The 23339-nt window shown below is 65.1% G+C and carries 20 protein-coding genes; 15 read left to right on the plus strand and 5 right to left on the minus strand.

Annotation, left to right across the window (positions count from 1 at the left end):
- Nucleotides 1-107 precede the first annotated feature (107 nt).
- Nucleotides 108-839, plus strand: coding sequence for an SDR family oxidoreductase (locus tag ABFY20_RS14140; RefSeq protein WP_368496863.1), 732 nt, complete (start codon nucleotides 108-110; stop codon nucleotides 837-839).
- Between the two features lie 107 nt (nucleotides 840-946).
- Here the strand turns inward: ABFY20_RS14140 and ABFY20_RS14145 are convergent, their stop codons facing one another.
- The 3 genes from ABFY20_RS14145 to ABFY20_RS14155 form a co-directional block, all read right to left on the minus strand.
- Complete coding sequence (locus ABFY20_RS14145) at nucleotides 947-1210, minus strand: type II toxin-antitoxin system RelE/ParE family toxin (RefSeq protein ID WP_368496864.1); 264 nt, start codon at nucleotides 1208-1210, stop codon at nucleotides 947-949.
- Nucleotides 1207-1524 carry a hypothetical protein gene (locus ABFY20_RS14150; RefSeq protein ID WP_368496865.1) on the minus strand — a complete coding sequence of 106 codons (318 nt, stop codon included), beginning with the start codon at nucleotides 1522-1524 and terminating at the stop codon, nucleotides 1207-1209. Before ABFY20_RS14150 ends, ABFY20_RS14145 begins: the two co-directional genes overlap by 4 nt.
- Nucleotides 1525-1628: 104 nt before the next feature.
- Nucleotides 1629-1988: a DoxX family protein gene (locus tag ABFY20_RS14155; RefSeq protein WP_368496866.1), complete on the minus strand. Its 360-nt coding sequence runs from the start codon at nucleotides 1986-1988 to the stop codon at nucleotides 1629-1631.
- A 99-nt stretch (nucleotides 1989-2087) separates the two neighbouring features.
- Here ABFY20_RS14155 and ABFY20_RS14160 point away from each other — a divergent pair, with 99 nt between their 5' ends.
- On the plus strand, nucleotides 2088-2462 hold the full coding sequence (locus tag ABFY20_RS14160; RefSeq protein WP_368496867.1) for a winged helix-turn-helix transcriptional regulator: 375 nt from the start codon (nucleotides 2088-2090) through the stop codon (nucleotides 2460-2462).
- Nucleotides 2463-2475: 13 nt separating this feature from the next.
- Here ABFY20_RS14160 and ABFY20_RS14165 read toward each other — a convergent pair whose 3' ends face one another.
- Nucleotides 2476-3270: an alpha/beta fold hydrolase gene (locus ABFY20_RS14165; protein WP_368496868.1), complete on the minus strand. Its 795-nt coding sequence runs from the start codon at nucleotides 3268-3270 to the stop codon at nucleotides 2476-2478.
- A gap of 50 nt (nucleotides 3271-3320) precedes the next feature.
- Here ABFY20_RS14165 and ABFY20_RS14170 point away from each other — a divergent pair, with 50 nt between their 5' ends.
- The 5 genes from ABFY20_RS14170 to ABFY20_RS14190 all read left to right on the plus strand — a co-directional run bounded on the left by ABFY20_RS14170 (nucleotide 3321) and on the right by ABFY20_RS14190 (nucleotide 12869).
- A complete protein-coding gene (locus ABFY20_RS14170; RefSeq protein ID WP_368496869.1) occupies nucleotides 3321-3773 on the plus strand; it encodes a MarR family winged helix-turn-helix transcriptional regulator in 453 nt (150 codons plus the stop codon).
- 75 nt (nucleotides 3774-3848) lie between these two features.
- The gene (locus tag ABFY20_RS14175; protein ID WP_368496870.1) at nucleotides 3849-4298 is read left to right on the plus strand and encodes a hypothetical protein; all 450 of its coding nucleotides are present in this window, start codon (nucleotides 3849-3851) and stop codon (nucleotides 4296-4298) included.
- A gap of 100 nt (nucleotides 4299-4398) precedes the next feature.
- The gene (locus ABFY20_RS14180; RefSeq protein WP_368496871.1) at nucleotides 4399-5856 is read left to right on the plus strand and encodes a hypothetical protein; all 1458 of its coding nucleotides are present in this window, start codon (nucleotides 4399-4401) and stop codon (nucleotides 5854-5856) included.
- Nucleotides 5857-5919: 63 nt separating this feature from the next.
- Nucleotides 5920-6432 (plus strand): hypothetical protein, encoded by a 513-nt coding sequence (locus ABFY20_RS14185; protein WP_368496872.1) that lies wholly within the window; start codon nucleotides 5920-5922, stop codon nucleotides 6430-6432.
- A gap of 302 nt (nucleotides 6433-6734) precedes the next feature.
- The gene (locus ABFY20_RS14190; protein WP_368496873.1) at nucleotides 6735-12869 is read left to right on the plus strand and encodes a DUF4011 domain-containing protein; all 6135 of its coding nucleotides are present in this window, start codon (nucleotides 6735-6737) and stop codon (nucleotides 12867-12869) included.
- 196 nt (nucleotides 12870-13065) lie between these two features.
- On the opposite strand, the gene ABFY20_RS14195 is transcribed toward ABFY20_RS14190, so the two are convergent.
- On the minus strand, nucleotides 13066-13290 hold the full coding sequence (locus ABFY20_RS14195) for a hypothetical protein (protein WP_368496874.1): 225 nt from the start codon (nucleotides 13288-13290) through the stop codon (nucleotides 13066-13068).
- A 281-nt stretch (nucleotides 13291-13571) separates the two neighbouring features.
- Here ABFY20_RS14195 and ABFY20_RS14200 point away from each other — a divergent pair, with 281 nt between their 5' ends.
- The 8 genes from ABFY20_RS14200 (at nucleotide 13572) to ABFY20_RS14235 (ending at nucleotide 23185) form a co-directional block, all read left to right on the plus strand.
- Entirely contained in the window at nucleotides 13572-14108 is a 537-nt protein-coding gene (locus tag ABFY20_RS14200) for a hypothetical protein (protein WP_368496875.1), read from the plus strand.
- Nucleotides 14109-14299: 191 nt separating this feature from the next.
- A complete protein-coding gene (locus ABFY20_RS14205) occupies nucleotides 14300-14563 on the plus strand; it encodes a hypothetical protein (RefSeq protein WP_368496876.1) in 264 nt (87 codons plus the stop codon).
- Between the two features lie 281 nt (nucleotides 14564-14844).
- Nucleotides 14845-15060: a hypothetical protein gene (locus ABFY20_RS14210; protein WP_368496877.1), complete on the plus strand. Its 216-nt coding sequence runs from the start codon at nucleotides 14845-14847 to the stop codon at nucleotides 15058-15060.
- Nucleotides 15061-15240: 180 nt separating this feature from the next.
- Nucleotides 15241-16560 carry a DUF4365 domain-containing protein gene (locus ABFY20_RS14215; protein ID WP_368496878.1) on the plus strand — a complete coding sequence of 440 codons (1320 nt, stop codon included), beginning with the start codon at nucleotides 15241-15243 and terminating at the stop codon, nucleotides 16558-16560.
- Nucleotides 16557-17990 carry a hypothetical protein gene (locus ABFY20_RS14220; RefSeq protein WP_368496879.1) on the plus strand — a complete coding sequence of 478 codons (1434 nt, stop codon included), beginning with the start codon at nucleotides 16557-16559 and terminating at the stop codon, nucleotides 17988-17990. The genes ABFY20_RS14215 and ABFY20_RS14220 overlap by 4 nt, the downstream gene beginning before the upstream one ends.
- A 396-nt stretch (nucleotides 17991-18386) precedes the next feature.
- Nucleotides 18387-19046, plus strand: coding sequence for an N-6 DNA methylase (locus ABFY20_RS14225; RefSeq protein WP_368496881.1), 660 nt, complete (start codon nucleotides 18387-18389; stop codon nucleotides 19044-19046).
- Nucleotides 19027-20625, plus strand: a complete 1599-nt coding sequence (locus ABFY20_RS14230) for an Eco57I restriction-modification methylase domain-containing protein (protein WP_368496882.1) — start codon at nucleotides 19027-19029, stop codon at nucleotides 20623-20625. Before ABFY20_RS14225 ends, ABFY20_RS14230 begins: the two co-directional genes overlap by 20 nt.
- On the plus strand, nucleotides 20618-23185 hold the full coding sequence (locus tag ABFY20_RS14235; protein WP_368496884.1) for a GIY-YIG nuclease family protein: 2568 nt from the start codon (nucleotides 20618-20620) through the stop codon (nucleotides 23183-23185). The genes ABFY20_RS14230 and ABFY20_RS14235 overlap by 8 nt, the downstream gene beginning before the upstream one ends.
- The last annotated feature ends 154 nt before the right edge of the window (nucleotides 23186-23339 follow it).

A 23339-nucleotide genomic window follows, 5' to 3' on the forward strand; every position in this document is an offset into this window, starting at 1 on the left:
TTCGCCGTGGGCGTGACGCCCGACTTGCCCTTGACGTCAACGTGAAGTCTTAGCGTAGTCGACGGATGGCGCCCCCACCCGCGGTCGCCCCACGTGAAAGGAACACCATGAACATCGCAGGATCCGTCGCCCTCGTCACCGGCGCCAACCGCGGCATCGGCCGCAGCTTCGTCGACGAGCTGCTCGAGCGCGGCGCGGCCAAGGTCTACGCGGCCGTGCGCCGCCCCGACGCCGTGCCATCGGGTGAGTTCGTCGACCCGCGCGTGGAGGTGCTGCGCCTCGACCTGCTCGACGACGCCTCGGTGACGGATGCTGCGGCTCACGCCACCGACGTCACCCTCCTTGTGAACAACGCGGGCATCACCACCGCCGCGAACCTGCTCGGACCCGACGACCTCACCGGCGTGCGCCGCGAACTCGACACGCACTTCTGGGGAACGCTCGGGGTGATCCGCGCCTTCGCCCCCGTGCTGAGGGCGAACGGCGGCGGCGCAATCGTGAACGTGAACTCGGCCCTGTCGTGGTTCTCGACCAACGGCGCCAACGGCTATGCCGTCGCGAAGGCCGCCGAGTGGGCCATGACCAACGGCGTGCGCCTCGAGCTCGCCGCCCAGGGCACCCTCGTGCAGGCCCTGCACCTCGGCGCTGCCGACACCGACATGATGGCCCGCTACGACGGCCCGAAGATCGCCCCGCGCGCCGTGGCCGCAGCGTCTCTCGACGGCATCGAGTCGGCCGCGATCGAGGTGCTCGCCGACGACTGGTCGCGCCTCGTGAAGGCCTCCCTCGCGAACGACCCCTCCGCCTTCTACGCCGAGGCCCTCGCCCCCCGCGCCTGACCCGGCGCGACCGCACGCCGCCGGCCGGCCGCCCACCTGGTGCGGCCGGCCCGCGGTCCCTTGTGAGTCCGCATCCTTCCGCCCACCCCGGGGGCTTCGATGTGCGATCAGTAGACGCTTGACCTATGCCCGAGCCGCACGGCGACGACCACGAGCGTTTCGTCTCGCACTTCGACCAGGAGGCGGAAGTCGCCGATGCGGTAGCGCCAGAAGTGCGACAGATTGCCGCTCAGCCGCTTGCCTCGCGCACGAGGGTCGTCGAGTTCGGCAAGCCCGTCCAGGTACGTCAGGATGCGAGCAGCGACTACCCGATCGAGTTTGCGGACAGCCTTGTCGAACTCGGGGCTCGTCTCAACCGTCCAGCGGGTCAAAGTCCCAACTCGCGGCGAAGCTCGCCGAGCGGACGGGTGGTCTGCTCAGACCCGACCCACTCCGCTGCTGACTCTTCTGCCCACGCGGCATCGTCGACCTCGTCCAGGTGGCTCACGATCGCCTCATGCACGAACTCCGCGGCTGGTTGGCCGGTGCGCGCGGTCACCGCAGCGATGCGTTGCTGCTCGTCGTCGCTCAGTTCGATCGAAAGTGACACATCATCTCCCTCACGCAGTCGCAGATGGTGTACCGAGAATATCTGCTCGGCAGCCCGCCCGGCAGTGGTGTTGGGCGTGAGCGCTGGGGATGGCATGGCTCCTACTTCCGCGGTCGTTGACACAGCATCGGCGTAGGGATGGCAGTCACACTACGCGGTCGATCGCCCACATCGGATTTCTCCACAGGTCAGCATGCACCTCACAACCACACCGTCGCCAACCACACCGCCACCCCCGCGACGATGAGAAGCACCGCGTTCATCCACACCGCTTCGCCCCGCCGGAGGTGCACAACCCCCGCCCCCACCTGCACGAGCACGAGCCCGACCGCCGCCGCGAACGCGAGCCACGGGGCGATGCCGACGAGCTGCGGCACGATGAGCCCGACCGCGCCGAGCACCTCGAGCACGCCGATGGCCCGCACGGCAGCGAGCGGCAGGTCGTCGACCCATCCCATCATCGGCCTGAGCGCATCCTTCGACCGGATGCTCTTCAGAGCGCCCGAGTAGACGTAGAACACGGCGAGCAGCCCGGCGACGATCCAGTAGGCGATGAGCATGGCGAACCTCTTCCTTGGTTACGATGAGTAAGCATTGCCAGCATGGGCGCTCGGAAGAGGCCTTACAAAAGGCACACGCGTGTAACGAAGGGCGAGCGGATGTCGGACTACGAGAAGGTCTGCCTCATCCGCGGCGACCAGGGCCGCGCCATCCGCACGCTGCTCGACCGCATCGCCGACAAGTGGACCCTGCTCGTCATCGCCACCCTCCACGAAACCCGCCTGCGCTTCACCGACCTCCAGCGCAGCGTGCCGGGCATCTCCCAACGGATGCTCTCCCGCACCCTCGGACACCTCGCCGAAGACGGCCTCGTCACCCGCACCTCCTACCCCGAGGTTCCTCCCCGCGTCGAATACGAGCTCACCCCGAAGGCGCACACCCTCCTGCCCCACGCGATCGCCCTCGCCGATTGGGCGGTGAAGAACATCGAGCCCGCCTCCCCCGGCGACGACTCCACCTCCCAGCGGCCGTAGCGGCCGCCCGCGCTCACCGCCCCGCCGACAGAAACCCCTCGAGAACCGCGTACGTCTCAGCCGGCGCCTCGAGATGCGGAAGGTGCCCCGCGCCTTCGATCTGGGCGAACCGCGCATCCGGAATCGCCGCCGCGAGCGCACGCCCGTAGGCGGGAGTCGCGATCCGGTCGCTCGCACCCCACGCCACGAGGGTGGGCGCGGTGACGGCCGCGAGGCGTGCGAGCAACGTGGGGTCACTCATCGCCGACCCCGCGATCGCCGCCAGCGACCTGGCATTCCCGGCCTGCACGGCCCGCTCGGCGTCGGAGAGCCCCGCCGGATCGACGAAGCCGCGCTCGGCGTCGTGCCACGCGCGCTTGGCGAGCTGCCGCGGGCTCAGCGAGAAGAAGTCGGCGATCGGCTCCCCCGCCACCTCCACTCCCACAGAGTCGATGACGACGACGCGGTCGACGAGCCCCTCGAATCGCGGGTCGATGGCGGCCCGCACGGCCATCTCGAGTGCGATCCATCCGCCGATCGACGACCCCACCAGCGCCACCCCGCCCCGCGCGCGCACCTGCGCATCGTCGGCCGCGAGCAGCTCAAGGTAGTCGTCAGCGAGCTGCGCGACCGAGGTCAGATCGGCGGGCCGCTCAGTGCAATCCCACCCCGGATGCGTCGGCGCGAACACGTGCCGCGTCGCGCCGAGCCGCGCCACGAGGGGCGCGACGGTGCGCGGCCCGCCACCGCCGTGGAGCACGAGCGCCGCGGGCAGCGACGGGTCGCCTGCCTCGGTGACGGATGCGTGGGAGGCAAATTGTCCAATCATGATCACTCCAAATCAACATACTTATATAAAGTTGCTGATACAGTAGCACCATGGCAACCGATCTGGAACTGCTCGGGCAGGCGTTGAAGCGAGCGCAGTACCGCAACCACCGCACGATGGACGCCGCGCTCCGCACCGCCGGCGTCAGCCTCGTGCAATGGGACGCCCTGCGCGCCATCGACAACCTCCCCGGCGCATCCGGTCACGACCTCGCCGTGGCGACGTTCCAGACCGACCAGTCGTTCGGCACCCTGGCGACCCGCCTGATCGCCCGCGGCTGGGTCGAGCGCACCGCCGGCCGCGGCCGCCGCCTCGAGTACACGCTCACCCCCGTCGGCGCCGACGCCCTCGCCGCCGGGCACCGGGTGGTGTCGGCAGAACTCCCCACCCTCTTCGCTCCCCTCGACGAGGCGCAGCGCGCGGCTCTCTTCGAGGCGCTGTCGCTCCTGACGGCAGAGGCGGGCACGGAGCCGAAGGCGGAAGCGAACGCGTCGGTGAAGTAGAAGCGCCGGATACGATCGGAGAGAGCGACGACGACCAAGCCACGACGTCGGCACCGCAGCGTGGAGGAGGCCAGGATGTTCGGCTCCCGCAAGAGGCAGAGCCTCACCGACATGATGGCGCAGCTCAGGCCCGATCTGAGCCGCGAATCACTCGGCGTCGGCCCCGACTTCCCGGGTGTCGCCCCGAACCCGATCTTGAGCGGCGCCGCCCGCCGTCGCAACGCGGAGCTGCGCACGGGCGTGCTCGCGCTCGGCGTTCTGGTCGACTGGCGGGAGGTCAGCAGCGACGGCAGCCCGCGTGTGGTGCTCATGCTCGACGTGGAGACCGCCGAGGGCGTCACGTTCCGTGGCATTGCAGACCAGAGCCTCACGATCACGGCGCTCACCCGGCTCGCTCCGGGCCAGATCTTCCCGGTGCGCTACCGGCCCTCCGTCATGGATCACTACGTCGCTCTCGCCCCCGACGCCGACCCCGCCGACGTGCAACGCCTCACCGACGCCATCGCGAGGCGCAAGCAGGCCTGATCGACTCCATTCGGCCCTGTACGGGCGACCGGCCCGGGTCTACACTCTCGGGCATCGCGTCACTCCCCATCCGTGCACCGCCGACATCCCGGAGTCTCCCTTGTCCGCAAAGAACCCCACCGCCGATCTCGACGCACCCGAACTGGAGCGGCGGTTCCCGCGGCGCCTCCTCTTCGCCGGGGCCGCCACTGCAGCCGCCGGCGTCGCTGTCGCCGCCACCTCGGGAGCCGCCGAACCGGCGGCCGCAGCCGCGGCCAACACCCCCTGGATGCTCGGCGGCAACTCGGGTGTCACGACGAGCAACTTCCTGGGTCCGACCACCTCGGGCATCCCGCTCATCTTCAAGACGAAGTCGAACACCTCCTCAGCCTTGTCGGAGAAGATGCGACTCACCGCGCAGGGTCGGCTCGGACTCGGAGTCACCGACCCGGCCGCCCGGGTCGACGCGGTCAGCAGCAGCATCGGCGTGAAGGGCACCAGCACCTCGACGGGAACCGACGGCCGTGGTGTGCAGGGCTCCGCTCCCGAGGGCTACGGTGTCGAGGGGCGGTCGACCAACTACATCGGCGTGTACGGCAAGGGTGGCTACACAGGATGCTACGCCGAGGGCGGCAGTATGGGCGTGACAGGCATCGGCACCGGCACCGGCAGCTACGGCGGGTACTTCTCTGGCAGAAGCTACGGGGCGATCTTGTTCGGCGACAACTACGGCATCTACGCGAGCGGCAACGTCGGCGCCTTCGCTCTCGGGTCGACGACGGGAGTCTACGGTCAGACGAGCAACCAGAACGGCGCGTCGGTCTTGGGCGACGGCGGCCAGTACGGGGCACAGGGCATCAACGGCCGCACGGCCGGCGTGCGCGGCGACTCCGGGTACGTCGGGGTCTGGGGCGAGGCGCCCACCTACGGCGTCTACGGCAAGTCGACCGCTACCAGCGGTCAGGTCTACGGTCTCTTCGGCGAGACGGCGAGCCCCGCGGGCTACGCCATCTGGGCTCAGGGCCGGATGCACGTGAACGGCACCCTCTCGAAGAGCGCTGGTTCGTTCAAGATCGACCACCCGCTCGACCCCCAGAACAAGTGGCTGTCGCACTCCTTCGTGGAGTCGCCCGACATGATGAACATCTACAACGGCAACGTCACGACCGACGCGAAGGGCCTCGCCACGGTCACCCTGCCCGCCTACTTCGAGGCCCTGAACCGCGATTTCCGCTACCAGCTCACCGTCATCGGCACGTTCGCCCAAGCGATCGTCTCCCGCAAGGTGGCGAAGGGCAGCTTCGACATCGCCACCGACAAGCCGGGCATCGAGGTGTCGTGGCAGATCACCGGTATCCGCCAAGACACCTACGCCACCGAGCATCCGATCGTCGTCGAGGAGCAGAAGACCGACGCCGAGCGCGGCGCCTCCTCCAACGCCCGCAGCGCCACCCCGGGAGCACCGTCGTTCGCCCCCGTCGCCGACGGCACCCCCGCGGTCCCGGAAGCCCCCGCCGCTCCCACGCCTCCCAAGCTCCGCCCCCAGTCCAAGTCGACCGCCCCATCCACGGCCCCCTGAGTCGCTGCTGCCTCTTGCGGACATGGCCGCTTCAGGGCGTGCCCTCTTCACTACTCTGCCGATATGAGCGAGGACGCCCCCCACACCCTCAGCCGCCGAACCGTGGTCGGAGCCGTCTGGGCCGCGCCCGTCGTGCTCGCGGCGGCCGCTGCTCCTGCGGCCGCCGCGAGTCAAGACACCCGTCGGCTCGATCTCTACGTCTCGCCCCCGGAACGGTTCGGGCCTCCGGGAGAGCAGTTCGCGGTGTTCACCCAGTACATCATCCGGGTGACGAACGACAGCGCTACAGAGATCCCCGCCGGCGGCCTCACCGCAACCGTGCTCCTCGCGCCGGACTTCTTCTTCGCGGGTCACGACGGTGTATCCACTTGGACGGCCGGGCCCCCAGACAGCTCCGGCGCCACGAGCACCCTCGTCTACACCGCCACCGTGACGGCGGGCGAGATCGCGGGCCCGCTGGAGATCCTCCTCGGCAAGGCGAGAATCGGCCAGACTCCGCCACCCGTCGCCACCATCACGCTCAGCGCCACAGGGTTCCCCTCAGCCTCAGCAGGCCTGCCCGTCGTCTACGGATGAGGATGCGGCCAGCGCGGCGTTAAGAAAGTTATGGCTGCGATCAACCGCGTCGACCGGCGCAGCCAAGCGTTCGATCGCCGACCGGCAACGGATTCTGGAACACCGCCCACATCGACGCCGAGTACGACCTCATGCTCGCCGTCGCGTTCGACGAGATCGACTCCATCGACGAGATCGCAGCCTGGCTGAGTGCGCGCTTCAGAGCACCGGACCGTGAGCGACCGAAGCTACACTCGACACACGCAGTGACGAGTGCCCGTGCGCTGCGAGTTCGATCGCCGAGAAGCGCCGGGAGCAGCTCGATGGAGTCCGAAATCACCCCTGAAGACCTGGCCAGCGCGCCCGCGAGCGCCCCCGAAAGGGTAACTCTCCTCCTCACCACCGCCGGTGTCGTCAGCTACGCCCAGGCGAACGCCCGCCTCTCCGCCCTCGAGTCCGTCACCATCACGAACCCGGGCCCGATGCTGCGCGCCGCCGCCCTCGCCATCGAGGCGACGGATGCGTTCGGCTCCCTCGGCACTCCCACCACCACCCTCATCGACCTCGCCGAGCATGCGACAGTCACCCTCTCCGACCTCACCCTCTACCTCGACCCGGCGACCATGCTCGCCGTCGACGAACAGCGCCCCGGGCGCATCACCGCTCGCCTGACTGACACCGACGGCACCACACGAGCCGAGGCATCCGCCGACGTCGACGTGCTCGCCGCCTCGCAGTGGCGCACCAACCCGGTGCAGCTCGGCATGGAGCTGCTGCCCGCCTACGTGCAGCCCAACGCCGCCGCCATCCAGCCCCTCCTCCACGAGGCGGGCGAACTCCTCGAGCAGCGCACCGGCGACCGCAGCATGACGGGCTACCAGCTCGAAGACCCGAAACGGGTGGATGCGACGGTCGAGGCGATCTACGAGGCCATGCGTTCCCGACGCATCCGCTACGCCGAACCGCCTGCGAGCTGGTCGAGCACCGGCCAGAAGGTGCGCACCCCCGCCGAAGTGCTCGAGGGCCAGGTCGGCACCTGCCTCGACACCACGGTCGTGCTCGCCGCAGCACTCGAACAGGCGGGCATCAACTCGACCCTGTGGATCTTCGACGGCCACGCCTTCCTCGGCTACTGGCGTCAGAACAGCGAGCTCGGCTCCGTGGTCGAGTTCGAACCCGGCGACCTCGTCAACCGCACGGCGCTCGGTCACATCGTGCTGATCGAGACCACGGCCGTCACCGACTCCCGCAACGGCGACTTCGACGAAGCGAAGAGGGCAGCACGAGCTCGCATCGAGGGCGCGCCGAGCACGTTCATCGGCGCGATCGACGTCGGAGCCGCCCGCTCGGCGAGTATCTTCCCGCTGCCGTCGCGGTCGGTGGAGCCCGACGGCACCGTCGTCGTCACCGAGTACCGCGTCGCCGCGCGAGTAGCCCTGCGCGACGGCCGGGACGCCGCACCGGCCAACCCCGACGGCGCCGGCGCCGGCACGAAACGAACCGCGCCCCCGCGGGTCGCCCAGTGGAAGAACTCCCTCCTCGACCTCAGCCTCCGCAACCGCCTGATCAACTTCACCGACCGCGCCGGTTACTCCCTCGCCGTGCCGAGCGCCTCCCTCGCCCTCCTCGAAGACCAGATCAACTCGGGCATCAACCTCTCGCTCCGCCCGTCGAACGCGGTCAGCGCCGTGGATCGCGAGCGCAAGATCCAGTTCGGCCGCGACCTCCCCGACGACACGCGCGCCCAGCTGCTCGCCGACCGCAAGGAAGCGTACGTCGACATCAGCGAGGAGTCGTACGCCACCAAACTCCGCTACCTCGCCTACAAGGCGAAGACGATCGTGGAGGAGACCGGCGCGAACAACCTCTACCTCGCGTTCGGGATGCTGCACTGGTCGTTCAACGACCGCGAACTCCGCTCGCCCCTGATCCTCATCCCCGTCAACCTGACCACGGCGAATCGCGGGTCGCTCTACCGCCTCACCCTCGACGAGTCCGGCGCATCCACCCCCAACTACTGTCTGCTCGAGAAGCTGTCGCAGGCCTTCGACCTGACGATTCCGGGTCTGGCCGAGCCGGCTCAGGATGGCGCGGGCATCGACCTGCAGGCGGCCTTCACCGCCGTGCGGCAGGCGATGCTGGATGCGCATCTCCCGTTCCGGGTCGAGGACTCGGTGAATCTGGGCATCCTGCAGTTCGCGAAGTTCCGGCTCTGGAAAGACCTCGACGAGAACTGGGAGTCGCTCGCCGGCAACCCGCTCGTGAAGCACCTCATCGAGACGCCGACGCTGCCGTTCGTCGACCCGGTGCCGCCGGCGACGGACGAGAACGCCGTCGATCTCGACGCGTTGAGCGCCCAGTGCCCGGTGCCCGCCGACTCCTCGCAGCTCGAGGCGGTGGCCGAAGCCGCGCATGGCCGCACCTTCGTGCTCGAGGGCCCTCCCGGCACGGGCAAGTCGCAGACCATCACGAACCTGCTCGCGAAGGCCCTCGCCGACGGCAAGCGCGTGCTCTTCGTGGCCGAGAAGCGTGCCGCCCTGTCGGTGGTGCAGCGCCGGCTCGACGAGATCGGCCTCGGCCCGTTCTCGCTCGACCTCCACGACAAGGGTGCGCGCCCCGCCGCGGTGCGCGCGCAGATCAAGGCGGCTCTCGAACACCGGGTCACGATGGATGGCGCCGCCCTCGCCACCAACCTCGAGATCGCGAACTCCAACCGCCGCACCCTCTCGCGCTACGCCGAGCGCCTGCACGAGAAGAACTCGGCCGGCCTCTCCCTCTATTCGGCGCGCACGAGCGAGCTGTCGGCGGATGCGTTCGTGCCCGCGATGCCTGTCCCCTCGGGCCTCGTGTCGGGCGGCTCGGCCGACGACTTCGAGGCGATCCGGGAGGCGCTCCGCGACCTCCCCGAAACGGCCGACTATGTGCGCCCGCAGCGGGTGAACCCGTGGGGTTTCGTGATCGACCGACCGGATGCGCCCGTCGACTCGGCCGCCGCCCACACCGCCACGCAGAACCTCGACCGAGCGATCGCCGCAGCCCTCGACGCCGGCGTGGCCTTCGACACCATCGTCGCCGCCCACGACCCCGAGCAGCTCGCCGACTGGTCGCGCATCGACGGCTACCAGCGTGAGCCGCTGGCCATCATCGACGCGGCCCGCGACACGACGACACCCAGCGCCTGGAACACGGCGGCGCAAGCGGTCGTCGACCAGCTGACCGCTCTGACGCAGTCACCTCCAGCCTGGTTGCAGCAGGCCCAGCCCGAGGCTGTCGCCCTCGACATCGCGGGCATTCACGCCGAGGCGATCGCCGCCGACCAGTCCAGTTTCTTCGGCCGTAAGAAGCGCCGCCGTGCGGTCGCGGCGCGGCTCGGGCCGGCCTTGCGCTCCCCCGGCGCGGTCGACCTCAAGCAGCTCTCGACCCTCACCGGCCAGATCGCCGAGTCGGCCGGTTACCTCCAGTCCCTGCGCACTCACGTGCAGCAACTCGCCGGCGTGCGCATCGGCGCTGACTGGAACCCGTTCCGTCCGGCCGACGCGGACTCCGTCACGGCGCAGATCGCCTGGCTCCGCTGGGTCGGCACGACCATCGGCGTCCGCCCCGGTGAGGATCCGGATGCGTTCACGCGCGAGTGCCGCCGCCTCTACGAGACGACGCCGCCGGACGCATCCAGAGCTGCCGCGATCGCAGCGCTGGCAACAGCATGGTCGGCCCTCATCACGGCGGCCCACACCACAGCAAGCGATCTCGGCGCGTGGGCCTCCGGCCCGGCGGACAGGACGGGCCACGTTGCCTTGACCGATCAGACCGCCCCGACCAGCCAGTCTCCTGAGCCCCAGCGCCAAACCTTCTTCGCCGCTTGGGCCGCCACCCGCGCCGGCCGCAACCTCGACTCCCCCACGCCCGTCGCCCTCGACCGCTGGCTGGCCTTCACGCGCGCACTCGAGCCGCTCCGCCGCCGAGGTATGGCCGAGGCGGTGAAGGCGCTCGAGTGCGGCGAGCTCAGTGCGGATGACGCGCGTCTGTCGTTCGAAAAGGGTCTCGCCGCGGCATCCGTCGACGAACGCGAACAGAGCACCGGCCTCGCCGACTTCGACCCGACGGCCCACAACCGCTCGATCGAGCGCTTCACCACGAGTGCGCTGGCGATCCGCGCCGAACTGCCGAACGCCATCCCGGCGCACGTACTGGCGCTGCGCCGGTTCGACTCGTCAGCACCGGCCGGCCAGGTGGGCCTCCTGCGCCGCCAGCTCGAACGGCAGCGGGGCGGGATGAGCGTGCGCACCCTGCTCGACACCTTCGGCGAGCTGATCACGCAGATCCTGCCGATCACGCTCATGTCGCCCGAGTCGGTGGCGAGGTTCTTCCCCGCGAAGCCGGGCCTGTTCGATGTGGTCGTGTTCGATGAGGCCTCGCAGATCCGGGTGGCGGATGCGGTGGGTGCGATGGGCCGCGCCGGTTCGGTCGTGGTGGTCGGTGACAGCAAGCAGATGCCGCCCTCCAGTTTCGGCGAGACGGCGCTCGACGCCGACGACGAGGTCGAGCTGTCGGCCGAGGTGGTGCAAGACGAGGAGTCGATCCTCTCGGAGTGCGTGCAGTCGCAGGTGCCGAGCAAGTGGTTGTCGTGGCACTACCGCAGTCAGGATGAGTCGCTCATCTCGTTCAGCAACCACCACTACTACGAGAGCCGGCTGTCGTCGTTCCCGGCGCCGTTGCGTGCGGCCGAGCGGTCGTCGTTGGATGGCTACGGTGTCTCGCTGGTGCGGGTGAACGGCACCTTCAACCGTGCGGGCAAGGGCAAGGAGCTGCGCACGAACCGCATCGAGGCGGAGGCGATCGTGGCCGAGATCCGTCGCCGTTTCGACGCGGCCGTGGCTCTGGCCGGGCCGGATGTTCCCCTCGCCGATTTCGAGGCCCCATCCCTCGGCGTGGTCACGTTCAACGCCCAGCAGCGCGACTTCATCGAGAACCTGCTGCGCGACACGGGTGACGAGCGCATCCTGAACGCCCTCGACCACGACAGCGAGGGCTTGTTCGTGAAGAACCTCGAGAACGTGCAGGGCGACGAGCGCGACGCGATCCTGTTCTCGATCGCCTTCAGCGTGAACGAGAAGGGCTTCCTCCCCCTGAACTTCGGCCCCCTGCAGCGCGCCGGCGGCGAGCGCCGTCTGAACGTGGCGGTCACTCGAGCCCGCCGCCAGGTCCTGTTGTTCGCAAGTTTCGACCCGTCGGAGCTGCGTGCCGAGCAGACGAGCTCCATCGGCGTGAAACACCTGAAGTCCTACCTCGAGATGGCGGCCGGCGGCTCCGACGCCCTCGAGGCCGACCCCCGCCGCACAGCGATCTTCGACCGCCACCGAGACGACATCGCCGCAGAACTCCGGATGCGCGGACTCGCGGTGAAGACGGACGTCGGCCTTTCCGACTTCCGCGTCGACCTGAGCATCGCCCCCGCGGACGCGCCCGACCGCCCGGTGTTGGCGGTGCTGCTCGACGGCGACTCCTGGAAGTCTCGCCGCACGGTCGCCGACCGCGACAGCCTCCCCACCGAGGTCCTGAAGAACCTGATGCGCTGGCCCGCAGTCGAGCGCGTCTGGCTCCCGGAGTGGTTGCACGCCCGTGAGGCGGTCCTCGACCGCCTCGAACTGGCGATCGCCGACGTCCAGGCGGCCGCCGCCAACACCGAGCAACTCGCCCGAGTCGACTCGCTGGTCGAGCAGGCCCTCGAAGACGACGCGGAGATCGAGAGCCCCACTTCGTCGACCACCGCAGCCGCTGTCGACGTCTACGAAACCGAGGGCGAATCGCCAAGCGACCTCACGCCAACGAACCCGCCGGGCCTCTTCCTGAAGCTCGGCGCCACGTCTCCCACCTCCCCCTCCACCACCGTCGACCTCATCGAGCCATACACCCCATGGACGCCCCGCCGCGTCGGCTCGACCGCAGTCCTCGACGCCCTCCCTCGCCAAGACGCCGCCCGAGCAGTCGAGGCAGTCATCCGCGAGATCGTGGCAACCGAGGGCCCCGTCCATCTGGTGCGTCTCGCGAAGCTCGTGGCAGCCGCGTTCGACCTGAATAAGGTCGCGCAGTCCCGAGCAACGGCCATTCTCCACTTCGTCCCCGCGGAAATGAAGGCCCGCTCAACCGAGCCCTTCGCTTGGCCAACCGAGCTCGATCCGTCGACCTGGCGGCGGGCTCGCGCGACGCAGCAGGGCGACGTCCGCGCACTGGATCAGGTCCCTCTAGTGGAGATCGCGAACGCGATGTCGATCGTCTCCGAGGCGTCGGCAGGTCTGGCAGAGCCCGACCTCAAGCGCGAGGCCCTGTCGATCTTCGGCGGCAAGCGAATGACCGACGCGATCAGCGCTCGTCTCGATGCGGGCCTCACGTGGGGCCTCGAAAACGCCCGCTTGGAGCGCACAACCCTCGGCATCATCCAGCCGATCAACCCGAGCTGAGGCCAGTCCTCTACGAACGCGGCGGCGGCCCAATGTGTCCGCTGCCGGGTGAGGACGGAGTCTTGTCCGGTTGGAGCCATAGTCCCCCGCCCGCTGCGCGGGCTCCCGCCAGACCCGATGCCTATGGCTCCAATCGGACGAGCCACCATCCCCACCCTCTCGTTCGATCGAGAGCGCGGCGTCGTCCTGCGGGAGCTCAAAGGGTGACCGACATCACGACGTCACCTGATGCGGCGACCACCAACCGCAACTCTCGGGCACCTTCACTCAGCCTTCCGTCGAAGGCGAGCATCACCTCCTCCGGAAGCACCATCCCGCCCGACGTCGCTGTCCTCCACTCATACGGCCCACCCCGATCGTCGCGAAGCTCCAGCTGCAAGTCGAGCACCTGACGCACGAACCCCTCGGCCAGCCCGACCATCCGCACCACGATCCCCCCAGTCCCACACCTCGACGAACGACCCGACAAATGGCGAGCCACCGGGCAGAACCGAGACCTGATTCACGATGATCAGCGTCGGCGGACTGCTACTGACCCCGGACGACGGCCTCATCGGGTCACCTTGAAGTCGCCGTCGCTCTCGACGCGCGGCTTATTAAGCACTCATTGGCCCGTTTGCTGACAATTGCTCATTCCCCTAGTCTGATCGGAGTTCGGGGGAACGGATATCCATTGAGTGCTATCCGATCGAAGGGTCAACGATGATCACATTCCCCATCAACCGAACCGCGCAGGGCAGTCTGGGCGTCGCAGCCGCAGTGGCGATCGCCTGCGCCGCTCTTTTCTTCGCGCCGGGAGCCGCATCAGCGAGCACGCTGACCGACAGCGAGGTCACGCCCCCGGTCCAGGTGGAGCCGATCGATCCGAACGATCCCGTCATCTACAGCGATGGAACCATCACCGGCGGCGATAGCAACCTGTTCGGCACCGACCGCTGCGGCAGCACAGCTTCCTTCCCGCAATTCGGCGCGTACGGTCCAGAGTCGCAGGCGACGTGCTCGTTCTTGGGTTCCCCGGGTGCTCAGGTCGGGTACACCTGGTCGATCGCTCCGTTCTCTCGGTCCGAGGCGTGCGTATCTGGACTTGGCTACAACGCCGCCAGATCGCCCGTGTACTTCGGTGTTGGATGCGGAAAGAGCGGCGCGAAGAATGTCGCGTGGGGCAACGTGGCCGGCTATCAGAAGCTCAAGGCGTATGCGACCGGTCTGCTGGCGGGCGGCATGATCGCTTGGCACTGACGCCAGCCGGTCGGCGAGTCGCCGCGGCGGGATTCCTCTCGCTCGCGGCGCTCGCCTGCTCCTCATGCACGACATCCCAAACACCAATCACCGCTGGAACGTCCCTGACCGATCAGCTTGCGTCATTGACCGAACCGCTTGAGTGCGCGAGCACGTATCCTCTCGACGACGACGTTTACCACGAGCCTTCGATGCGGGGTCTCATCTGCGTCGACAGCGATGGCGGCATCACGCAAGTGCGCGCATACGCTTCCACGCTCGCGGCCACCGTCGCGCTCCAGGACTGGGCGCTCGACCCCACCGATCAGTGGCTGCTGTACGACGCCAACTGGTTCGCAATCGGCCCTCGTGTTCAGGTCGACGCCGTCGTCGCCAGCTCCCAGACCCGAGCGCTGCCCACGCAAGACCTTCCCTCTCTCCCCTCGGACTATCAGCCGAACCCTCTCGACGAGTAGTGCATCCAGTTCGTCAGCAGCACGGCCAACACGTTCCTCACCGAACCGTCCCAGTTCAACGCCGACAGAGCGCCTTTGGACCAGCTGGTCGCAGGCGTAACCAGCGAAATCGAGTCGCTAGTGCAGCAACCGAAAACGGCTGAACTGCGCAGCCTGTCCCCCGACGACATGTCCTTCGAATCCGAGTTCTCCCGCCTGGGCCCAGAGTTGAAGGCATTCTGTCGCAATTTCACCCCGACCGACCGGAGCCACTAATGCCCCCACGCCTCACCGCTCGCAAGATGTTCATCGCGGGCGTGATCCTCACCGCCATCGGTGCCACCCTCGCGCTAGTCACCGACGGATGGCTGGGTTTGCTCTTCGAGTCGGCCGCCTTCCCCCATGCGATCGCCGGCACGATCGCGACGCTGGCGAGAGAGATCGCCATGACGCTCGGGCTCGTGCTCGTCGGTGTATCGCTTCTAGCTCGCGTCCTGGAGCCATCCGTACCGAGCTAATTCCTCACCAAACGCTCCCCGAAGCTGGTCCCATCTCACCCATTTGGAGGCCAAGAATCGCTCGGATCCGGTGCGCACAATCTTCAACCCGTTACTCTTCATTCCGAAAATGCCACCTTCGTCGAGATGTCGGGCCCGCACCCTAGTCTGGTTACATCCAGCATGAGGGGAGGTTCAGCGATGCCGGGAGGCAAGAAGCTCAGCCGTAGCGAATTGATCGGTGACGCCGGCATAGCTCTCATCCACGGCAGAGTTGCCGAGATGGGACACGCGTGGCGCGCTCAGAACCTCGATGCCGGTATCGATGGCAGCATCGAACTGCGTGACCCGGCTACGGGCGAGATGAGTAACCAGCACGTCTTGGTTCAAAGCAAGGCGAGCAACAACCCGTTCGCTGGGGAGACCAATGATCGGTTCCATTACATCTGCGACGAGCGCGACCTCGATTACTGGATGAAGGCGTCTCAGCCGGTGCTTCTGGTCTGTTCACATCCGGAACTCGGTGAGGCCTGGTGGGTGCACATCCAGAGCTACTTTGCCGAACCAGCGCGGCGCGCCGATCGACGTGTTGACTTCACTAAATCCACGATGCGACTCGCCGGCGATATTTCGGAACACCTCTTCGCGATCGCCGATCCGGAAGGCCGCGCCCACACTCCGGTGCCCGTGTTAAAGACTGAGAAACTGACCTCGAACTTGGTCAGCGTGCTTACACCACGCGTTGCGCTCTCGTATGCAACGACAGCGCGAAAGCCCGGTGACGTCTACCGCGCCCAGCGCCCCACGGAGCTGCCTCGTCGTCACGACTTCGCTGTGGCTAACGGGCGAATTTGGACATGGTCGCAAGCCGACGGCACAGCTCTAGAAGCCGCAACTCAAGGTTCCCCCGAGGCTCACGACATCGATTTTCTGGCAGGCGACGGCGATTCCGGGGAGAGATTAGTCGTACAGCTACTCAGCGGAGCGCTGCGAGACGATCTCCGGGAAGACTGCGACATGGACCTCAACCGACGGATTCTGTACTTCCGAGCGCCTGAAGACCTCAGCATGCGAAAGTGGCACACGGGAGGATCACACTCACGGACGGTTTTTAAGGGGTACCCGAGCAAGAAGGACCCTTCAAGAATGAGCTATTACCGACACGCCGCCCTCAGCTGGCGTTTCCTACGCGCCGACGACTATTGGTTCTGTGCGCTCTTGCCCGACTACTACTTCAGCTGGGACGGCCGACATGAGTCCAACTTCGCAGCGAGCCTCCTCACCAAGATGAAGCAGATGGATCGTCATGCGGCGGTCCGTCAAGAAACGCTGATGTGGGCGTCGATTCTTCGCCGCGAGGGCAACTTGATCGAGACTCCCCGCTCACGCATCCTCGAGTTCGGCGAGCTTCAGTCCTTCGTCATCGACCGCGGCATCGACGACAGCGCCTGGAAGCGCCCGGTGGAGCCGGCGGTAAACAGTGGAGACACGGAACTCGACCTCTTCGGTGATTCCGCGTGAAGCTCGCATTCATCGATGAGCCCGATCTTGAGTTCGCGAACGGAAGCCGCCACACGGATCCACGGCACGGTGTCACGTTCTATGGGCCAGCGGATCTCAACAGTTCTGGATCACGCACGATCCGCGTAGGCATCGTTGGCACCAAGGAAGCGATCGATGGAGTGAAGCGTTGGCTGGACAGCTGCCGCACCCCGATAGCCGCGAAGCGCAGCCATTTGACAGGACTCTTCGTAGCCTTTCCAGGGTTCGCAACGAACGCCGGGTTTCACTCGACGATCGTATGGGACTCGCGGCTCGAGCGCACCATATCCGCCAGCGAACTGCGAAAACTCGACGGCATGAACCCTCTGAGGGCTATCGAACAAGCTGTCGAGCTCTACGATTCCGAGCTGTCCGCGCTCAACGAGGAGCCGGGCTGCGACGTCGTCATTGTCTGTCGACCTGACTCCCTGCCCGAGCAAGTCTCGACCATCGGCAACTCGGACAAGCCATGGCAGGACCCGAAGGTTGTTTCCGTCGGAGCTGACTTCCGAGCACTTCTCAAGGCTCGATCACTCAAGACGTCACGCCCAATACAGATCCTGAGGCGCGACACGTGGGACCCATCGTTCAAACCAAAAGACCGAGACGAGCGTCGAGGCCAGCAGGACGACGCAACGAAAGCATGGAATCTGCACACTGCGCTCTATTACAAGGCGGGTGGAATGCCCTGGCGCATGACACGCGCCCCGCAGGACCTGACGAGCTGCTACATCGGAGTTGCGTTCTACCGCACCACCGACGGCGAGACACTTCAGACCAGCGTGGCCCAGGTGTTCAATCAACGAGGCGACGGCGTCATAGTACGCGGAGCACCTGCGCGGCAGTCCAAGGGAGACCGACAGCCGCATCTGAGCGAAGCCAATGCCAAGGACCTGCTCGTGCAATCGCTAGCACGCTATCGATCTGAGCACCGAACGATGCCAGCGCGAGTCATGTTGCACAAAGCTTCGTCATTCACCGACGCAGAGCTGAGGGGATTTCGCGCGGGTGCGGATGCCGAGCACATAGACCTGCTGGAACTGATCTGGCTACCGCACCACGATTCAGTCCGTCTATTTCGCCAAGGGGAACAGCCGCCCCTGCGGGGAACTCTGCTCTCACTTGATGACAACCGGCACGTGTTATATACACGAGGGAGCGTTCCGCTCTACAAGAGCTACCCCGGCATGTATGTCCCATCGGCGCTTCCCTTTCGTCCCGCAGACGTCGAATCCAGTGCGGATGAGATCGCGACGGAGCTACTCATGCTGACGAAGATGAACTGGAACGCCACGCAGCTGGATGGCCGTCTGCCTATCACCCTTCGCACGGCGGATTCGATCGGGGACATTCTGAAACACCTACCTGAAGGCGAGATCCCCGCACCACGCTACGCGTACTACATGTAGGGTTCGGTGGCGGGCGGGCGTGAAGAACGAAACTAGTGACAACTGATCGTCAGTGCTGGGAGCGGCTCGCGGGAAGGATGTCATCATGCCTGCCCCTATCCCAGAGAGTTCCGCGAAGACGTTTTTGCGGTTCCTCGTAGCCGCAAGAGGGGCGTCAGTGTCAAGCAGAACGCCACCGATTTGGGTATCAGTGGAGCTGACGCTGTAGAACTGGCTGAGCGATCGAGTACGAACATCGCAACAGACGCGTCAGTGTATGGAGCCAGGACGGGTAGATGGCTCGGATCGTGGAAGTCAACACCGCCTATCTCTGACCGATGGCGCGTTCAGGTGCTATCAGCCCGCCCGGCGTATGCGGGCCGGCGGATAGGATCGAGTTATTTCCAGGAGGCCATATTGCAGGACGAACTGCGCCCGCTCGTCAAATCGCGGCAGCGCGTCGCCGATCACGGTGAAGTGTTCACGCCGCGGTGGATGGTGGAGGACATGCTCGACTTGGTCAAGAGCGAGACTGAGCGCATCGACTCGCGGTTTCTTGAGCCAGCTTGCGGGTCTGGAAACTTCTTGGTGCCGGTCCTCGAACGCAAGTTGACGGTTGTTCAGTCCAGGTATGGACAAAGCAACTTTGAGCGCCGCCACTATGCGCTGTTTGGACTGATGTGCATCTACGGGATAGAGCTACTACCGGACAACGCGGCCGAATGTCGCGACAACTTGGTGAGTACTTTCGCTCGGGTTCTGAAGCTCGACGCCGATGACGGCTTGGTAGCTGCGGCCGGAGCGGTGGTGGCCGTGAACATCGTGCAAGGAGATGCCCTTGCGATGACCGATGCCCACAGTACCGCCATTGTGTTCCCTGAGTGGGCATATATAGGTCGGGGAAAATACCAACGCCGCGACTTCCGGTTCGACGCCCTGACGCAACGCTCCGCGGCATCGGGCACGCTCTTCGACGCATTCGAGGAGCACGAGATCTTCACTCCACTACGCGCATACCCAGCCATGACCTTCGACCAGATCGCCCGAGGATCGCAACATGACCACATCCGCACTTGAGGCCAAAGCCAGCTTTTCGCTCCGAGCTCACAACCCGGATGTTCTGACGTGCATCGCGAACCTCTCCAACGACGAAGTGTTCACACCGCCCGCACTCGCGAACCAGATGCTCGACATGGTGGCTCGCGCCTGGGCCGATTCCCACGACGGCGGTCAGATTTGGAACAACGCTGACGTCAAATTCCTCGATCCCTTCACGAAGTCGGGCGTGTTCCTACGCGAAATTGTCTCACGCTTGATCGACGGTCTCGCTCACCAAATCCCAGACCTGCAGGAGCGAGTCGATCACATTCTGACCAAGCAGGTCTACGGCATCGGGATCACACAACTGACTGCGTTACTGGCAAGGCGCAGCGTCTATTGTTCGAAGGATGCCACGGGCGAGTACTCCGTGGCGAAGAGTTTCGATCGTGACTGGGGCAATATTTGGTTTGAGCGCACGCAGCACACTTGGGCAGGTGAGAAGTGCTCCTATTGCGGCGCATCGAAAGCGGGCTACGGGCGCGGCGACGAGTTCGAGACTCACGCCTACGCCTTCGTCCACACGACCAACCCGCGAAAATTACTTGCGAAAGTGTTTGGAGCCGACATGCAATTCGATGTGATTATCGGAAATCCGCCGTACCAACTTGCCGATGGCGGCGGCACAGGATCAAGTGCGCGTCCGATCTACCAGCTGTTCATTCAACAGGCACAACTGCTAGAGCCGCGCCTTCTTTCAATGGTGGTCAAAGCCAACTGGTACACCGGCGGAAAGGGCCTCGATGGTTTCCGCGCATCCATGCTCGGTGATCGCCACCTGCGTCGATTAGTAGATTTCCCCGATTCGCGTCAAGCTTTCGAGGGGGTAGACATTGCGGGTGGCGTCTGTTTTTTTCTGTGGGATCGTGACAACCCCGGGGACTGTGTCGTGGAGACGCGGATCGGCGGTGAAACTATCACCGCGACACGGCGACTCGACGAGCACCCCGTCTTCGTGAGGGACAATCGAGCGCTTGAAATAGTGGAGAAAGTAAGTGCGCCCGGCGCGGCGGCATTTTCTCGGCGCGTGTCTGCGAGAAATCCTTTCACCATCGACGCCCGTCATGAACGTGATAAGGAGGGCGAACTCTATTTGTACGCAAGCGGCGCAGACGGCCGCGTAGACCGCTCATATGTGGCACGGGGACACTCTCTCATTGACTCCTGGAAGGTGCTGGTCTCTAAGACCTCGAGTGAGCATGCCGGGCAGACAGACAAACAGGGGCGACGCCGAGTGCTCTCACGAGTGGAAGTCATGCCACCAGGGTCGGTCGCCACAGGCTCGTACCTCGTGGTCGGACCCTTTGACTCTGAGAAGGAAGCATCCAATGCCGCGAACTATCTGCGGACCCGATTCGCGCGATTCCTCATTTCTGCCGTTCTGCTCACTCAGAACATGACTCGCGCGTCGTACGACTTCGTCCCGGACCGCGACTTTACGAGGGCATGGAGCGACATCGAACTCTATGAGCAGTATGGACTTACCGAAAGTGAGATCGTGTTCATCGAATCGCAGATTAAACCCATCGCGGTCGACGCTGAGGACAAGGATGCCTAGGCTCACCGACGAGCTCCTTCCCACGAAACCCGAGTCGCGTCCGCAGCTCTATGCATGGTCATCCGATGAGGTAGCGCCGCGCTGGCGCGGCTGCCTGAAGGTTGGGCAGACCACGCGCGATGTGAATACGCGAATCCGCGAATCACAGGGCCAAGCACGCGTCGGCTACACCGTCGAGGTCGCCGAGCCTGCGGAGCGTTCTGACGGGTCACTGATCAGTGATGTCGAGGTGCGCCAGCGTCTCATTGAGAAGAACTTTGAGAACGTCGTCTTCGAGTCGAGCACCGAGTGGATGCGTTGTACCGCCGACGATGTGAAGACCGCGATCGCTGAGCTTCGAGCCGGTAAGAAGTATGAAGGCACGCACCACGCTACGTTTGCGATGCGCGCCGAGCAATCATCTGCGGTCGAAAGCACGCTCGAGTACTTTGATAGCCGCTGGGCAGAAGACTCGGGCGCCGTGCCGGAATTCCTTTGGAATGCAAAGATGCGCTTCGGTAAGACTTTCGCCGCATACCAGCTCGCGAAACGCATGGAAGCCAAACGCGTGCTTGTCATGACATTCAAGCCCGCTGTTGAAGACGCGTGGGACATCGATCTAAAGACGCACGTCGATTTCGACGGGTGGCAATACCTGTCCCGCAAGACGGGCGGCGACCCTGCGACTGTCGATCGCAACCGGCCCTTGGTGTATTTCGGGTCATTCCAGGACCTTCTGGGACGAGACGCTGCCGGCAATTTCAAGGCTAAGCACGCCTGGCTTTCCGAGCTCACCTGGGATCTGGTCGTCTTCGACGAATACCACTTCGGCGCATGGCGTGATGCCGCCCGCGAATTGTTCGAGGGCGAAGACGACAAGTCGCAAAAGAAAGGGACCGAGGACGAGTTCAGCAAGGATCTTGAGACGTTCGCTGAGAATCTCGAGGAGACAGGCCTTGACGAGGACGCCTTCGTTCCGATCAAAGCGCTCGCCTACCTCTATCTCTCGGGGACACCGTTCAAAGTGCTCAAAGAAGGACGGTTCATCGAAGAACAGATCTTTAACTGGACATACACCGATGAGCAACGCGCAAAGCAGGCGTTTGCGCAGGAGTTTCCCGACCAACCGAGCCCTTACGCCGCCCTCCCCGAAATGCGCTTGCTGACATACCAGATGCCCGAAGAGCTACTTGCGGTCGCGAGCCAAGGAGAATTCGACGAGTTCGACCTCAACGCGTTTTTCGAGGCGAAGGTAGTCGACGGTGTCGCAGAGTTCGTGCACAAAGACGACGTGCAGAAGTGGCTCGACATTATTCGCGGCAACTATGCGCCCACTCAGGTTGACTATCTAAAGTCCGGCACTCGTCCGCCATTTCCTTACTCCGACACTCGCCTTTTGCCATACCTTCAGCACTCACTCTGGATGCTGCCGCGAACCGCAGCCTGTGGCGCAATGGCGAATCTGCTTGCCGAGCCGCACAACGTCTTCTGGCACGACTATAAAGTCGTCAATGTCTCTGCCCCTGGCATCGGAGTCGGACTCGACGCTCTCCCGCCTGTTCGCCAGGCGATCGGTAGCGGGTTCGACACCAAGACGATCACTCTCACCGTGGGTAAGCTCACGACCGGGGTGACCATACCGCAATGGTCCTCGATCCTCATGCTCCGCAATCTGCAGGCACCCGAGACATATTTTCAGGCGGCGTTCCGAGTTCAGTCGCCTTGGACTATCCGCAATCCAGATGGCGATAACCCTTCGCGCGAGGATGTCCTCAAGCCTGTCTGCTTCGTCTTCGATTTCGCGCCGACGCGTGCCCTTCGTCAGATGAGCGATTACGGAACCGGACTCGCACCTGAGGAACGCAACCCGGAGAATGCCGTCGAAGAGCTGGTGAAGTTCCTGCCCGTCCTTGCATACGACGGATCACACATGACGCAGGTTGACGCCGCCGGTATCCTCGACATTGCTATGGCGGGGACCTCTGCGACGCTTCTTGCCCGCAAGTGGGAGTCGGCCGTCCTCGTCAACGTTGACAACTTTACGCTTCGGAAAATCATGGACTCTCAGGCGGCACTGGATGCTGTGATGAACATCGAGGGATTTCGAGCGCTCGGCTCCAACGTCTTCGAAACTGTCGTCAACAAGAGCGAAGCCGTCAACAAGACTAAGAAAGAAAAGGGCGATGATCTAACTCCCGGCGATAAGGCCGAGCTGTCAACTGAGGAGAAGGAATACAAGTCCAAGCGAAAGCAGATCCAAGAAAAGCTGATCAAGTTCGCGACTCGTATCCCGGCGTTCATGTACCTGACGGATTACCGCGAGAACACACTGTACGATGTCGTAACGAAGATCGAGCCCGAGCTTTTCAAGGCGGTAACAGGTCTGACGGTTGACGACTTCAACCTGCTCGTGTCGCTGGGTGTCTTCAACGCCGGGCACATGAACCAGGCAGTATTCGCGTTCAGGCGCTACGAAGACGCATCACTCTCGTACACAGGAATAGCCGTGAACGGCGGCCGCCGACGAATCGGCCTGTTCGACACCGTCGTCGCCGCCGAACCTGAACGGCACATGTCCTGAAACCAATTTCCGCACGCGCCACAGATCCCTCGGCAAGTTCAAACTGATTCCGGCGAGCCAAGAGCAACCGAGGTGGGCCCGCAAGTGTCATGTGTTTAGCCCCGGGCGACGCCAGTCGAATAGAATTGATTGGAATCACCATCAATGAACTCGG

Origin of the sequence: Herbiconiux sp. A18JL235 (assembly GCF_040939305.1) — a bacterium.
Lineage (GTDB): Bacteria > Actinomycetota > Actinomycetes > Actinomycetales > Microbacteriaceae > Herbiconiux.

What these genes read in the sequence shown, in the direction of transcription:
- ABFY20_RS14235 (WP_368496884.1), top strand. Translation starts at nt 20,618, where the DNA reads ATGCCTAGGCTCACCGACGAGCTCCTTCCCACGAAACCCGAGTCGCGT.
- ABFY20_RS14210 (WP_368496877.1), top strand. Translation starts at nt 14,845, where the DNA reads ATGTTCATCGCGGGCGTGATCCTCACCGCCATCGGTGCCACCCTCGCG.
- ABFY20_RS14195 (WP_368496874.1), bottom strand. Translation starts at nt 13,290, where the DNA reads ATGGTCGGGCTGGCCGAGGGGTTCGTGCGTCAGGTGCTCGACTTGCAG.
- ABFY20_RS14165 (WP_368496868.1), bottom strand. Translation starts at nt 3,270, where the DNA reads ATGATTGGACAATTTGCCTCCCACGCATCCGTCACCGAGGCAGGCGAC.
- ABFY20_RS14155 (WP_368496866.1), bottom strand. Translation starts at nt 1,988, where the DNA reads ATGCTCATCGCCTACTGGATCGTCGCCGGGCTGCTCGCCGTGTTCTAC.
- ABFY20_RS14205 (WP_368496876.1), top strand. Translation starts at nt 14,300, where the DNA reads ATGCGGGGTCTCATCTGCGTCGACAGCGATGGCGGCATCACGCAAGTG.
- ABFY20_RS14160 (WP_368496867.1), top strand. Translation starts at nt 2,088, where the DNA reads ATGTCGGACTACGAGAAGGTCTGCCTCATCCGCGGCGACCAGGGCCGC.
- ABFY20_RS14140 (WP_368496863.1), top strand. Translation starts at nt 108, where the DNA reads ATGAACATCGCAGGATCCGTCGCCCTCGTCACCGGCGCCAACCGCGGC.
- ABFY20_RS14215 (WP_368496878.1), top strand. Translation starts at nt 15,241, where the DNA reads ATGCCGGGAGGCAAGAAGCTCAGCCGTAGCGAATTGATCGGTGACGCC.
- ABFY20_RS14150 (WP_368496865.1), bottom strand. Translation starts at nt 1,524, where the DNA reads ATGCCATCCCCAGCGCTCACGCCCAACACCACTGCCGGGCGGGCTGCC.
- ABFY20_RS14175 (WP_368496870.1), top strand. Translation starts at nt 3,849, where the DNA reads ATGTTCGGCTCCCGCAAGAGGCAGAGCCTCACCGACATGATGGCGCAG.
- ABFY20_RS14230 (WP_368496882.1), top strand. Translation starts at nt 19,027, where the DNA reads ATGACCACATCCGCACTTGAGGCCAAAGCCAGCTTTTCGCTCCGAGCT.
- ABFY20_RS14185 (WP_368496872.1), top strand. Translation starts at nt 5,920, where the DNA reads ATGAGCGAGGACGCCCCCCACACCCTCAGCCGCCGAACCGTGGTCGGA.
- ABFY20_RS14190 (WP_368496873.1), top strand. Translation starts at nt 6,735, where the DNA reads ATGGAGTCCGAAATCACCCCTGAAGACCTGGCCAGCGCGCCCGCGAGC.
- ABFY20_RS14200 (WP_368496875.1), top strand. Translation starts at nt 13,572, where the DNA reads ATGATCACATTCCCCATCAACCGAACCGCGCAGGGCAGTCTGGGCGTC.
- ABFY20_RS14170 (WP_368496869.1), top strand. Translation starts at nt 3,321, where the DNA reads ATGGCAACCGATCTGGAACTGCTCGGGCAGGCGTTGAAGCGAGCGCAG.